Raw genomic sequence first — 12,727 nt, forward strand, 5'->3', positions numbered from 1 at the left:
TCTCAACGGGAGCGCGCGCGTGATCACCGACCTCTGGTACAAGAACGCCATCGTCTACTGCCTCTCCGTCGAAGGCTTCATGGATTCGAACGGCGATGGCGTCGGCGACTTCCGCGGCCTGATGCGGCGGCTGGATTACCTGCACGGGCTCGGCGTCACCGCCATCTGGCTGATGCCGTTCCAGGCCTCCCCCGGCAAGGATGACGGCTATGACGTCTCCGATTATTACGGCGTCGATCCGCGCTACGGCACGCTGGGCGATTTCGTCGAATTCACCCACGCCGCCCGCCAGCGCGGCATGCGGGTGCTGATCGACCTCGTGGTGAACCACACCTCAAACCAGCACCCCTGGTTCAAATCCGCCCGCTCCGACCCGGAGTCTCCCTACCGGGACTGGTATGTCTGGTCGAAGACCAAGCCGAAGAACGCCAATGAGGGCATGGTGTTTCCCGGCGTGCAGGAAACCACCTGGACCTATGACAAGGCGGCTAAGGAATATTATTTCCACCGCTTCTACGATTTCCAGCCCGACCTCAACACCGCCAACCCCGACGTGCAGGCGGAGATCCTGCGCATCATGGGGTTCTGGCTGGAACTCGGCGTCTCCGGCTTCCGCATGGACGCCGTGCCCTTCGTGATCGCGGAGAAGGGAGCCGATATCGACGGCAAGCCGATCGAGCATTTCAACATGCTGCGCACCTTCCGCGAATTCCTGCAGTGGCGGCGGGGCGACGCCATCATCCTGGCAGAGGCGAACATCCTGCCCGAGGACGACAAGAAGTACTTCGGCGCAGACGGCGACCGCATGCACATGATGTTCAATTTCCAGGTCAACCAGTCGCTGTTCTACGCCCTGGCCAGCGCCGACATGAAGCCGCTGGTCAAGGCGCTGAACGCGACAAGGCCGGACTATGCCACCGCCCAATGGGGCCTGTTCCTGCGAAATCACGACGAGCTCGACCTTGGCCGGCTGACGCCGGCGCAGCGCGAGGAGGTGTTCGAGGCCTTCGGGCCGGACAAGTCGATGCAGCTCTATGATCGCGGCATCCGCCGCCGGCTCGCCCCCATGCTGAAGGGCGATCGCCGCATGATGGAGCTGGCCTACAGCCTCATGCTGTCGCTGCCCGGCACGCCGGTGCTGCGCTATGGCGACGAGATCGGCATGGGCGACGATCTCGGCCTGCCCGAGCGCACCTGCGCCCGCACGCCCATGCAGTGGTCGAACGAGCCGCAGGGCGGCTTCAGCGCGGCCGAGAAGACCTATCTGCCTGTCATTTCCGAAGGCGCCTATGCCTATAGCGAAGTAAACGTCGCCGACCAGCGCCGCGATCCGCAATCCTTCCTCAACTGGATGGAGCGGATGATCCGCACCCGGCAGGAAACGCAGGAAATCGGCTGGGGCGCGTTCGAGATCGTCGATGTCGGCCACGACGCGGTGCTGTGCCTGCGCTACGAATGGCGCAACAACGTCGCGGTATTCCTGCACAATTTCCACCCCGAGGGGTTGAGCGTCCGCTTCAAGCTCACACCGCCGGAAGGCGAGCCGAACCGGTTGGTCAACCTGCTGTCGGACAGTCACAGCGAGGCCGACGACAAGGGCCGGCATGCGATCACGCTCGAACCCTATGGCTATCGCTGGTTCCGCATGGGCGGGCTCGACTATGCCTTCCGCCGCACGGAGCTTTAACGCCCGCCGGACAGCCGGCGGCGCCGGCTGTCCGCAAACGTCCCTCTCTCTGCTAGGCAGTGGCGTCGAGCGCGACGATGACCCCTTCATAAGGCCGCAGGGAGAGGTGGCCTTCCACCCTTTCCTCGCGGTCGCGCTCGGTGGAGGCCAGCACCCGCCCATGGGTGTCGGGCGGCAGCGGAATGTCGTCCTGCACGGTGCCCGCGAGATTGAGCGCGACCAGCACGCATTCCTCCGCGCTCTCGCGCAGGAAGACCAGCACATCGCCCAGCGCGGTGATCTTGCGATAAGTGCCGGCGTGCAGCACCGGATGGGGGCGCCGCAGGGCGATGAGCTCCCGGTAGAGCCCGAGCAGCGAGGCGGGCTGTTCCAGCTGGACGGCAACATTGCGCGTCGTGAAGTCCGCCGCCAGCGGCAACCAGGGTCGGCCATTGGTGAAGCCGGCATAAGGCGAGGCGTCCCACTGCATCGGCGTCCGCTCGGGATCGCGGCCGAGGCCGAGGCCCGGCTCGTTCTTCTCCCAGGGGTCCTGCGCGTCCTCGGTGGCGATCGGCACGTTCTCCATGCCGATCTCATCGCCGTAATACATGGTCGGGGTGCCGCGCAGGGTGAGCAGCAGCATGGCCGCCACCCGGGCGCGGCGGGCACCGATGCGCGAGGCGATGCGCGGCTGGTCGTGATTGCCCAGCACCCAGTTCGGCCAGCCTCCTTCCGGCACCGCCCCGTCATATTCGGCGATCAGCGCGGCGAGATGCGGCGCGTTCCAGCTGGCGTGGATGAGCTGGAAGTTGAACGGCAGATGGGCCCCTTCGAGGTTCTCGCCGTAATAGGCGACCAGCCGGTCGATCGGCAGGTAGATCTCGCCGATCAGCACCCGGTCGTCATATTCGTCGATGACGCCGCGCAGTTCGGCGATGATCGCATGCACGTCCGGCTGATCGGTCGAGCGGCTCTGGATGAAGCGACGAATGTCGGGATCGCCGGGCTCGTATTCCGGGTTGGGCGGATTATCGCGGAAATCGGCGTCCTTCATCAGGTGCCAGATCACATCGACCCGGAAGCCATCGACCCCGCGCGCCATCCAGAAGCGCAGCACGTCGTGCATCGCCGCCCGCACGGCCGGGTTGCGCCAGTTGAGGTCCGGCTGCTGGGTGAGGAAGGCGTGGTAGTAATACTGGCCGCTGGCGGGATCGAGCGTCCAGGCCGGCCCGCCGAAATTGCTCATCCAGTTGTTCGGCGGCCCGCCATCGGCTGCGGGATCCCGCCAGATGTACCAGTCACGTCTGGGGTTTTCGCGCGAGGCCCGGCTCTCGAGGAACCAGGGATGCTGGTCGGACGTGTGGTTCGGCACGAAGTCGAGGACGATCTTCAGGCGGCGGGCGTGTGCGGCCTCGATCAGGCGATCAAAGGCGTCGAGATCGCCGAACATGGGGTCGATGCCGCAATAATCGGCGACGTCATAGCCGAAATCGGCCATGGGCGAGGGGAAGATCGGCGAGATCCAGACCGCGTCGATGCCGAGTTCGACGAGATAGTCGAGGCGGGCGCGGATGCCGTCGAGATCGCCGATTCCATCGTCATTGGTGTCCTGAAACGAGCGGGGATAGACCTGATAGAAAATCCCGCGCTGCCACCACTGTGCCTGCGCCATCCGCGCCTCCTGAGGGTTTGGTCAGGCCCCGCCCCGAAGCTGGGGAAGCACGAGGGCACCGAACGTTTCGATGAACGTCCGCTGGTTTAGCCCGACATTGTGAAGGTAGATGTCGCGGAAGCCGAGTTCGGCAAACTCGCTCAGCTGGGCGGCGTGCCAGTCGGCATCGTCGGAGATCAGGATGCTCTCGTCGAGGTCCTCCGGCCGCACCAGCCGCGTGGCGGCGTCGAACTGCTCGGGCAGCTTCAGCTCCGCCGCGACGGAAGAAGACAGCGTGTTGAATCGCCACTGATCATGCGCGCTGGCGCGGGCCACTTCCAGAGTGTCGGCATAGGAGAGATGAACCTGCAGGGACAACGGCTTGCCCTCGCCGCCGCCCTCGCGGAAGGCCTCAATGATCGCCCGCAGCCGGTCCAGCGGCTGGTTGATGGTGACAAGCCCATCCGCCCATGCCCCCGCCCGGCGCGCGGTCTCGGGCGTCAGTGCCGCGGCGATGAAGAGCGGGGGCACGTTCGGCCGCGTATAGAGCCGCGCTTCCTCGACATCGATCAGCCCGCCGCGCCGGCTCACCGTCTCGCCCGCGAACAGGGCGCGCATGATATCCACCGCCTCTCCCAGCCGCGCATCGCGCTCGGCTTTGGCCGGCCAGCGCTCGCCGGTCACGCGCTCGTTCAGCGCCTCGCCGGAACCCAGCGCCATCCAGAACCGCTCGGGGAACATTTCCGCCAGCGTCGCCGCTGCCTGGGTGGTGATAACGGGGTGGTAGCGCCGGCCGATCGGGGTGGTGACGACGCCGAAGGGCAGCGTGGTCGTCGCCAGCGCGGCGCCGAGCCAGCTCCAGGCGAAGCCGGAATGAGGCTGACGCGCGCTCCACGGGGCAAAATGGTCCGAGCACATGGCCGCGTCGAAGCCCGCCTGTTCCGCCGCCTGCACGCCGCCGAGCAATTCGCTAGGCGCGAACTGCTCGTGTGAGGCGTGGTAGCCGATGCGGAGGCGGTCGGCTGGCTCGGCGCGCATGCGTGATGATCCGGTGAAGCTGGAGGGGCGGGCGGGCTCGCCCCGCACGGGGGGCGGGAGGAGAACGCCCCACACGGCCAAGTGTTTCAAAGCCAAGTGCTTCATCGCGCTTCATCGCTTCATCGTGCTTCGTCGCCAGCCTTACGCCCGCCGGGGCGATACGGACCCGCCCAAACTTCGCCATCCACGCAGCTGCGCGGAACGTCTATGGTGGCTACCGAGAAGCAGAAGAATATTCATCCAGGGAAGGAAGCCCCACATGCGCGCAATCATCATGGGACTGTCGATGTTCGTGGCCCTCGCGGCCGGCAACGCCGCGCAGGCACAGCAGAACGACCTCGCCAAATACTGCAAGGCGGACGTGGCGCGGCTGTGCCCCAACGTGCCCCCGGGTGGCGGCAAGATCATCCAGTGCCTCAAGGCGCACAGCAAGGAGATGTCGGTCGGCTGCGCCCAGGCGCTGCAGAAGATGAAGGGCTGACGCCTTTTCATCTTGCCCGCGGTGCAGATGGTGGAACAATCGCGCCCGTGCCGGCTTTTGTCGGCAGCATCTCGACACCATCAACACCGGGGGACACCATGGTCGCATCCATCAACCGGCGCCGCCTGCTCGGTTCCATCGCCGCCGCCGCCCTTGTGCCGGCCGCGCTGGCCCATGCCGCCGCCCCCGTGGTCGTCAGCTCCAAGATCGACACCGAGGGCGCGGTGCTGGGCAACATCGTCGCACTGGTGCTGGAACATGCCGGCATCCCGGTGACGCGGCGTCTGCAGCTCGGCCCCACCAAGATCGTGCGCACCGCGCTTCTGGCGGGGGAGATCGACCTCTATCCCGAATATACCGGCAATGCCGGCTTCTTCTTCGCCATGGCGGACGATCCGGTTTGGAAGAATGCCGGCGCTGCGTATGAGAAGGCCCGCGATCTCGACGCCGCCAACGGCCTTGTCTGGCTGGCGCCGGCGCCGGCCGACAACACCTGGGGCATCGCCGTGCGCGGCGATGTGGCGTCGGCCGAGAAGCTGGCGACGCTGGAGGATTTCGCCCGCTGGACGAAGGCTGGCGACGTGAAGCTCGCGGCCTCGGCCGAGTTCGTGGAAAGCGCGGCGGCGCTGCCGGCCTTCCAGAGCGCCTATGGCTTCACGCTCTCCGGCGGGCAGCTGCTGGTGCTGTCGGGCGGCGACACCGCCGCCACCATCAAGGCGGCAGCGGAGGGCACGTCCGGGGTCAATGCCGCCATGGTCTATGGCACCGACGGCGCCATCGCCGCGCTCAACCTCAAGGTGATGGCGGACACCAAGCAGGTGCAGCCGGTCTACCAGCCGGCGCCGGTGATCCGCAAAGCGGTGCTGGACGCCTATCCGCAGATTGCCGCCCTGCTCGCGCCGGCCTTTGCCGGCCTCACCTTGCCGGTGCTGCAGCAGCTGAACGCGCAGGTCCAGCTTGAGGGGCTCGATGCCCGCTCCGTCGCCGAAGCCTATCTGAAGGCGCAGGGGCTGCTCGGGTGAGGCTCCCGGCCGGGCGCGAACCGGCGCCCACTCTGCGCACCGGCGCGGGCCTCGATATCCTGCCCCTGCTCATCTCAGCCTTCGCCCTTGCGGCCCTGCTGCTTGGCGGCTTTGTCGTGGTGGCGCCCAACCGCCTGCTGTCGGGCACTCCCCTCAGCCTGTGGCACGCGGCGGGGCCCGGTGGGGCCGCGACAATGCTGGCGATCCTGGGAGCGATCGCGCTGCTCGCGGTGTGCCCCGCCTTTCGCTTCCAGCGCGTCCTGATCGGCCTGGCCGCCGGCGCCCTGATGGTGCTGGCGCTGGCGCTGGCGGGGATGGCGGCGAGCGAACAGGCGGCCGCCGCCGGCCGGCTGACGCGGGTGTCGCTGGGTGCCGGATTCTGGACGCTCTTTCTGGCCGGCCTGCTCCTGCTGGCCGATTGCGCCGAGCGGGAACCCCGCCGGGCCGGCAAGGCGCTGCCGCTTCTCGCCACGCTGATCGGGCTCGCCGCGCTCCTCACCAGCGGCCGCCTGGCGCAATTGTCGCTGGCGCGTGAATATGCGGTGCGCCAGCAGGCCTATTGGGACGAACTGGTGCGCCATCTCGAACTGACCGGCGCCGGCCTCGCCTTGGCCCTCGTCGCCGGCGGGGCGATCGGGCTAATGGCCTATCGCCGACCGCGGCGCGCGGGGCCGGTCTTCGCCGTGCTCAACATCGTGCAGACCATCCCCTCCCTGGCGCTGTTCGCGCTCCTCATCGGTCCGATCACCCTCCTCACCGGCCTGCTTCCCGGCCTCCGGCAACTCGGCATTTCCGGCATCGGGCCGACCCCCGCGATCCTGGCGCTGGGTCTCTACGGCCTGCTGCCGGTGGCGCGCGGCGTGCATGCCGGCCTCTCCGCCGTGCCAAACACGGTGGTTGAGGCGGCTCTCGGCATGGGGATGACGCGGCGGCAGATTGTCCATAACACGCTGATTCCTCTCGCCTTGCCGACCCTGCTGCAGACGCTGCGGCTGACCCTGGTGCAGCTTATCGGCCTCGCCGTTCTCGCGGCGCTGATCGGTGCCGGGGGCCTCGGCGCCTTCATCTTCCAGGGGCTGGGACAGACGGCGGCCGACCTCGTTCTGCTCGGCGCGCTCTCGGCCATCGCGCTGGCCCTGCTGGCCGATACCGCCTTGCGCGGGCTCACTCTTTTCCTCGTTCGGAGGCCGGCCCAGTGATCCGTTTCGAGGGGGTATGCAAGAGCTTCGGCGGTGCGAGGGCCGTCGACGAGGTGACGCTCGACGTGGCGCGGGGAAGCCTCTGCGCGCTGGTCGGCACCTCCGGCTCCGGCAAGTCCACTTTGCTGCGTCTGGCCAATCGCTTGCTGGAGGCCGATGAGGGCAGCATCCGGTTCGATGGGGCCGATGTGACCGGCATCCCCCCGGTCGAGCTGCGCCGGCGCATGGGCTATGTCATCCAGTCGGTCGGGCTATTCCCGCACTGGACGGTGGAGCGCAACATCGCCACCGTGCCGCGCCTGCTCGGCTGGCCGTCGGCACGGATCGAGCAGCGGGTGGCCGAGCTGCTGGACCTTGTCGGCCTGACGCCCGGCCTGCATGCGCGGCGCTACCCGGACGAGCTGTCCGGCGGCCAGCAGCAGCGCGTCGGCGTGGCGCGGGCGCTGGCGGGCGAACCGGAACTGCTGCTGATGGACGAGCCGTTCGGCGCGGTCGACCCGCCGACGCGGCGCGGGCTGCAGGACAGCCTGATGGCCATTCAGAAGCGCACCGGCACCACCATTCTGCTTGTCACCCATGACGTGGAGGAGGCGATCCGCCTCGGCGGCACGCTTGCCGTGCTCGACCAGGGACGGCTGCTGCAGACCGGCACCCCGGCGCAGGTGCTGACGCAGCCGGCGAATGACGCGGTGGCGCGATTCTTCGGCGGGCCGCTGCTGGGGCTCAACCGGCTCAAGGCGCTGCGGGTCGGCGACCGGGCGCAGGCCGGCGCGCCCTCCCCGGGCGAGGGCGTGCCGATCGACAGCGAGGCCACGCTGGAGGCGGCGCTGGCGCGCATGGTGGCGGAGGGCTGTTCGCGGCTGCCGGTGCGCCGCCTCGCCGATGGCTCGCGCGGTGTTCTGGACCTTGCCGATCTGGTCCGGCCGTGAGGAGGGCCGCAGCGAGGCGTGCGGCGGGGCTTGCGGCGGGGCGTCTTGCCCGCCGGCCGGTGGTCTGGGTCGGCGCGGTGTTTCTCGGGCTGACCTTCGGCATGGGCACGCTGGCGCCCTATCTCGGCTTTCTGTTTCCCGCGGGCACGCGCCTTGTCTATACGCGGGCCAGCTTTCCAGAGCTGGTCGCGTCGCACGCGCTGCTGACCGGAGCGGCGAGCCTCATCGCCATCGCGATCGGCCTCGCCGCCGCGCTGTTCGCCACCCGTCCGACCGGCCGCCCCTATGCGGCGACGCTCGACCGGCTCGGCGCGCTCGCCCAGACCTTTCCTCCGGTCGCCGTTCTCGCCCTCGCCGTGCCGAGCCTCGGCTATGGCGCCCTGCCGACCGCCTTCGCGCTGGTGCTCTACGGCGTGCTGCCGGTGCTGGGCGCCGGCATGGCCGGGCTGAGCAGCGTGCCGGCCGCCGTGCTGGAGGCTGCGGATGGCACCGGCTTTTCCCCCGCCGGCCGGCTATGGCGGATCGAATTGCCGCTGGCGGCGCCGATCCTCCTCGCCGGCATCCGCACCTCGGTAACGATCGGCATCGGCACGGCGACCATCGGCTCGACGGTCGGGGCGCTGACACTGGGCTCACCGATCATCGACGGCCTGTCGGGCGACAACCCGGCCTTCGTGCTGCAGGGCACGGTGCTGGTGGCGCTGTTCGCCGTCACTGTCGACCTTGCCATCGGCGAGGCCCAGCGCGCGCTGCCGCAGCGCGCGCGGTGAGCCGCGCGGCGGGCCTAGAGCACGTCCGGTGAAAACTGGTTCACCTGATGTGCTCAAGGTTTTTGCTTTTACGCATTTTCTTCACGCGAACCGGAACCCACTTCGCTCGAAAATGCTCTAGTTGCCGTGGCCGGAGCGCTCCTGGCAGCGATAGCCGGCGAGGCACTGGCTCTGGTCCTGCGAGGGAATCCAGCTCGGCGCGCCCCCGTCCGAGGCCATGCACAGGCTGGGATTGGAGACGACGCGGCTGAGTTCGCCGCCGCCGGTGTCGAAAACCACCTGGCCGCGCTCCTGCACCAGCGCCGCCACCGCCGCGCAGCTCATGGAGGTGGAACGCGGGGTTTCCTGGGCCGAGGCCGGGACGGCGGCAAGGATGAGCGCGGCAGACAGGAAGAGGACGCTTCGCATAGGGGGCTCCCGAAAGCTTTCGTCGCACCCGGGCGGGTTCGACATCCGGCCCGTTCGGCGGGCCGTTGCGGCATCCTAGCAAATCCCCGGCACGGCGACAGGCAAAGCGGCGTGAACCGGCCCGCCACGCAATCCTGGAGCAAGCTCGCGGGTCTATCGAACGACACCCGCCGCACGAGGATGGCGGACGGAGCCTGTCTGATGCACCTTCTGTCGCGCAATCACGCCCAACTCACCCTGAACGCGCTTGATCGCTCCCTCGCAGTGATCGAGTTCACGCCGGACGGCCAGGTTGTTACCGCAAACGCCAATTTTCTCGGCCTGATGGGCTATGAACTGGCCGACATTGTGGGCCAGCCCCACGCGGTGTTCGTGACGGCAGAGGAGCGCGCCAGCGACGCCTATCGCAGCTTCTGGCAGGAACTGCGCGCGGGCTCGTTCAAATCGGCCGAGTTCCAGCGCGTCGCCAAGGATGGCCGGGCCGTTTTCCTCCAGGCGACCTACAACCCGATCATGGTCGGCGGCAAGGTCATCAAGGTCGTCAAAGTCGCCGCCGATGTGACCAAGCAGAAGACTCAGCAGGCGGAATGCGAGGGCATTATCCGCGCCGCCAGCACCACGCAGGCGATCATCCAGTTCACGCCGGACGGCCATGTGCTGGAGGCGAACCAGAACTTCCTTGATGCGATGGGCTACACGCTCGATGAGATCCGGGGCCGGCACCATTCGCTCTTCGTGCCCGCGCAGGAGCGGGAGACGCCGGCCTATCGCGCCTTCTGGGCTGAGCTAGGGCGTGGCACGTTCCAGACCGGCGAGTTCCGCCGCATCGCCAAGAACGGGCAGGACGTCTGGATCCAGGGTTCCTACAACCCCGTCTTCGACGCGGCCGGCCAGCTGACCAAGGTGGTGAAGTTCGCCGTCGACACCACGGCGCAGGTGAATCAGCGCCGGCGGCGGGAGGCGACGCAGAGCTCGATCAGCGCCGATATCGAGCGCATCGCGCAGGAAATCACCGATACCAGCCACCAGGCGGCGACCGCGTCGGCGGCCACCGACCAGACCTCCGCCGGCATCAACGCCGTCGCCTCCGGCGCGGAGGAACTCTCCGCCTCGGTGGCCGAGATCAGCCGCCAGCTGGGCCTTGCGCTGGGCATTTCCCGCGACGCCGTGGCCGAGAGCGAGCGCACGAACGAGGTCGTCTCCGCCCTCGCCGAGGCGGCGCAGCGGATCGGCCAGGTGATCGACCTGATCAAGCAGATCGCCTCGCAGACCAATCTCCTGGCGCTGAACGCCACCATCGAGGCGGCGCGGGCGGGCGAGGCCGGGCGCGGCTTCTCGGTCGTGGCGACCGAGGTGAAGAGCCTGGCCGGCCAGACGGCGCACGCCACCGACGAGATCGCCACCCAGATTGCCGCGGTGCAGGAGCGCACGCAGGAGGCGGTGGCCGCCCTCGCCACCATCGGCAGCCGGATCCGCGACATCAACGAGATCTCGACCGGCATCGCCACCGCCGTCGACGAGCAGTCGTCGGTGGCGAAGGACATGTCGCACAGCATGCAGGACGCCGCGCACGGCGTCGCCTCCATCACCCGCAGCATGGCGGCCATCGCCGCCTCGACGCGCCATGTGGAACACGCGACGCAGGAACTGCGCACCGTCTCGCGCGAGATCGCCTGAGGCGCCGCCTCACCGCCAGAGTCGGGCGCAGCGCCTTACCCCGCGAGGCGCCGCGCCCGGCGCTTGCGCAGCACGGCAATGGTCGCCAGCGCGATGAGGATGACCGCCATGGAGAACAGCGTCGTCACCGTGCCCAGCGCATAAAGCACCGGGGTCGTGACATTGGTGGTCATGCCGTAGATTTCCAGCGGCAGCGTGTTGAAGCTGCCCGAGGTCATCAGCGTGCGGGCGAATTCGTCATAGGACAGGGTGAAGCCGAACAGGCCGACGCCGATGAGGCTCGGCAGGATGATCGGCAGCACCACATGGGCGAAGGTCTGCCACGGGCTGGCGCCAAGGTCGCGCGCGGCCTCCTCATAGGCCGGGTTGAAGCGGTTGAACACCGCGAACATGATGAGCAGGCCGAAGGGCAGCGTCCAGGTGAGATGCGCGCCGAAGCCGGAGGAGTACCAGGCCGGCTCCAGCCCGAACACGTTGAAGGCGAGCCCGATGCCGAGCGAGATCAGGATCGAGGGCACGATCAGGCTGGCAATGGTGAGATAGAACAGCGGCCCGCTGCCGAAAAAGCGCCGGCGGAAGGCCAGCCCCGCCAGCAGCGAGACCACCACCGTCGTCAGCATGGTCATCAGGCCGAGAAGGAGCGAGCGCGAGAAGGCGCCGCCGAAATCGCCCACCGCCTGCTGCTCGAACAGCAGATTCTCGAACCAGCGCAGCGATACCCCGTTCATCGGGAAGGTGAGCCCGCCATTCGGCCCCTGGAACGACAGGATGAAGATGGTGGAGAGCGGGCCGTACAGGAACAGTACGAACAGGATGAAGAAGGCGGTGAGCACGTAGAAGCCGGGGCCGCGCTTGTCCGAGTTCATCGGCTGGTCCTCCCCCTGAACCTGCGTGCTTCGAGGCGTGCTGTCGCTCGCGCCGCAGCGTGACGGGCCGTTGCCCCCGCCGGCTCAACGTCATGCTGAGGTGCCCGGGCATGGCCCGCGCCGCGAAGGATGTGGGTCGCGCACGCCCTTCCCACCCGCATCTCACAGCTCCTTGCGGATGTTGACGATGCGCAGGATGGCGGCGACCAGCAGCAGCACCAGCACCAGGAGGATCACCGCATTCGCCGCCGCCGCCGGGTATTGCAGCAGCGCGATCTGGTTCGCCATCATCAGCCCGACCGAGGCCGACTGCCCGCCGGACATGAATCGCACGGTGATGAAGTCGCCCATCACCAGCGTCACCACGAAAATCGAGCCGATGGCGATGCCGGGCTTGGCGAGGGGCAAGATGACATTGGTAAGGATCTGGAAGGCATTGGCGCCCGCGTCGCGCGCCGCCTCGATCAGCGCCCGGTCGATCCGCATCAAGGTGTTGAAGATCGGCGTCACCATGAACAGCGTGTAGAGATGCACCATGGCCAGCACGACGGCGAAATCCGAAAACAGCAGGAATTCCAGCGGCTGGTCGATCAGGCCCATCGTCATCAGGCTCTGGTTCAACAGCCCGTTGCGCCCCAGGAACGGTATCCACGAGATCATGCGGATGATGTTCGAGGTCAGGAACGGGATGGTGCAGACCAGGAACAGCACCATCTGCATGGTGGCCGAGCGGATGTGGAAGGCGAGGTAGTACGCCACCCAGAAGCCGACCAGCAGCGTCACCGCCCAGACGATGACGGTGTATTTCAGCGTGTTGAGATAGGTGCGCCAGGTCACCGGCGAGGTGATCGTCTCCTCGTAATTGGTGAAGACGAAATCCGGGAAGATCTGGATCGAGTCATAGTCCCAGAAGCTCACCATCACGATGGTGGCGATCGGCAGCACGAGAAACGCCGCCAGGATCAGCGTGAGCGGCGCCGCCTGCAGATAGGGTGCGATCCGGTACAGGGTCATCAGCGG

General features: G+C 67.8%; 12 protein-coding genes. 7 read left to right on the forward strand and 5 right to left on the reverse strand.

Annotation, left to right across the window (positions count from 1 at the left end; translation table 11 throughout):
* The first annotated feature begins 19 nt into the window (after nt 1-19).
* On the forward strand, nt 20-1,687 hold the full coding sequence (locus BLO63_RS07245) for an alpha-amylase family protein (protein WP_091438264.1): 1,668 nt from the start codon (nt 20-22) through the stop codon (nt 1,685-1,687).
* A gap of 52 nt (nt 1,688-1,739) precedes the next feature.
* Here BLO63_RS07245 and BLO63_RS07250 read toward each other — a convergent pair whose 3' ends face one another.
* Complete coding sequence (locus tag BLO63_RS07250) at nt 1,740-3,338, reverse strand: alpha-amylase family glycosyl hydrolase (RefSeq protein ID WP_091438266.1); 1,599 nt, start codon at nt 3,336-3,338, stop codon at nt 1,740-1,742.
* Between the two features lie 21 nt (nt 3,339-3,359).
* Nucleotides 3,360-4,355 (reverse strand): TIGR03885 family FMN-dependent LLM class oxidoreductase, encoded by a 996-nt coding sequence (locus BLO63_RS07255; protein WP_091438269.1) that lies wholly within the window; start codon nt 4,353-4,355, stop codon nt 3,360-3,362.
* A gap of 259 nt (nt 4,356-4,614) precedes the next feature.
* On the opposite strand from BLO63_RS07255, the gene BLO63_RS07260 reads away from it, so the two are divergent.
* From BLO63_RS07260 to BLO63_RS07280, 5 genes are all read left to right on the forward strand, one after another.
* A complete protein-coding gene (locus BLO63_RS07260) occupies nt 4,615-4,836 on the forward strand; it encodes a cysteine rich repeat-containing protein (protein WP_091438272.1) in 222 nt (73 codons plus the stop codon).
* 98 nt (nt 4,837-4,934) lie between these two features.
* Complete coding sequence (gene osmF / locus BLO63_RS07265; protein ID WP_091438274.1) at nt 4,935-5,858, forward strand: glycine betaine ABC transporter substrate-binding protein OsmF; 924 nt, start codon at nt 4,935-4,937, stop codon at nt 5,856-5,858.
* Nucleotides 5,855-7,057 carry an ABC transporter permease gene (locus BLO63_RS07270; RefSeq protein WP_091438277.1) on the forward strand — a complete coding sequence of 401 codons (1,203 nt, stop codon included), beginning with the start codon at nt 5,855-5,857 and terminating at the stop codon, nt 7,055-7,057. The genes osmF and BLO63_RS07270 overlap by 4 nt, the downstream gene beginning before the upstream one ends.
* Nucleotides 7,054-7,986, forward strand: coding sequence for an ABC transporter ATP-binding protein (locus tag BLO63_RS07275; RefSeq protein ID WP_244517712.1), 933 nt, complete (start codon nt 7,054-7,056; stop codon nt 7,984-7,986). Before BLO63_RS07270 ends, BLO63_RS07275 begins: the two co-directional genes overlap by 4 nt.
* A complete protein-coding gene (locus BLO63_RS07280) occupies nt 7,983-8,756 on the forward strand; it encodes an ABC transporter permease (RefSeq protein ID WP_162841780.1) in 774 nt (257 codons plus the stop codon). Before BLO63_RS07275 ends, BLO63_RS07280 begins: the two co-directional genes overlap by 4 nt.
* A gap of 117 nt (nt 8,757-8,873) precedes the next feature.
* Here the strand turns inward: BLO63_RS07280 and BLO63_RS07285 are convergent, their stop codons facing one another.
* Entirely contained in the window at nt 8,874-9,164 is a 291-nt protein-coding gene (locus BLO63_RS07285) for a hypothetical protein (protein WP_091438279.1), read from the reverse strand.
* A 201-nt stretch (nt 9,165-9,365) separates the two neighbouring features.
* On the opposite strand from BLO63_RS07285, the gene BLO63_RS07290 reads away from it, so the two are divergent.
* Nucleotides 9,366-10,841 (forward strand): methyl-accepting chemotaxis protein, encoded by a 1,476-nt coding sequence (locus BLO63_RS07290; protein ID WP_091438282.1) that lies wholly within the window; start codon nt 9,366-9,368, stop codon nt 10,839-10,841.
* A gap of 35 nt (nt 10,842-10,876) precedes the next feature.
* Here BLO63_RS07290 and BLO63_RS07295 read toward each other — a convergent pair whose 3' ends face one another.
* The gene (locus tag BLO63_RS07295) at nt 10,877-11,707 is read right to left on the reverse strand and encodes an ABC transporter permease (RefSeq protein ID WP_091438284.1); all 831 of its coding nucleotides are present in this window, start codon (nt 11,705-11,707) and stop codon (nt 10,877-10,879) included.
* Between the two features lie 162 nt (nt 11,708-11,869).
* Entirely contained in the window at nt 11,870-12,721 is an 852-nt protein-coding gene (locus tag BLO63_RS07300) for an ABC transporter permease (RefSeq protein WP_091438286.1), read from the reverse strand.
* Nucleotides 12,722-12,727 lie beyond the last annotated feature (6 nt).

This window comes from Ancylobacter rudongensis, assembly GCF_900100155.1.
In the GTDB taxonomy this organism is placed as follows: Bacteria; Pseudomonadota; Alphaproteobacteria; order Rhizobiales; family Xanthobacteraceae; genus Ancylobacter; species Ancylobacter rudongensis.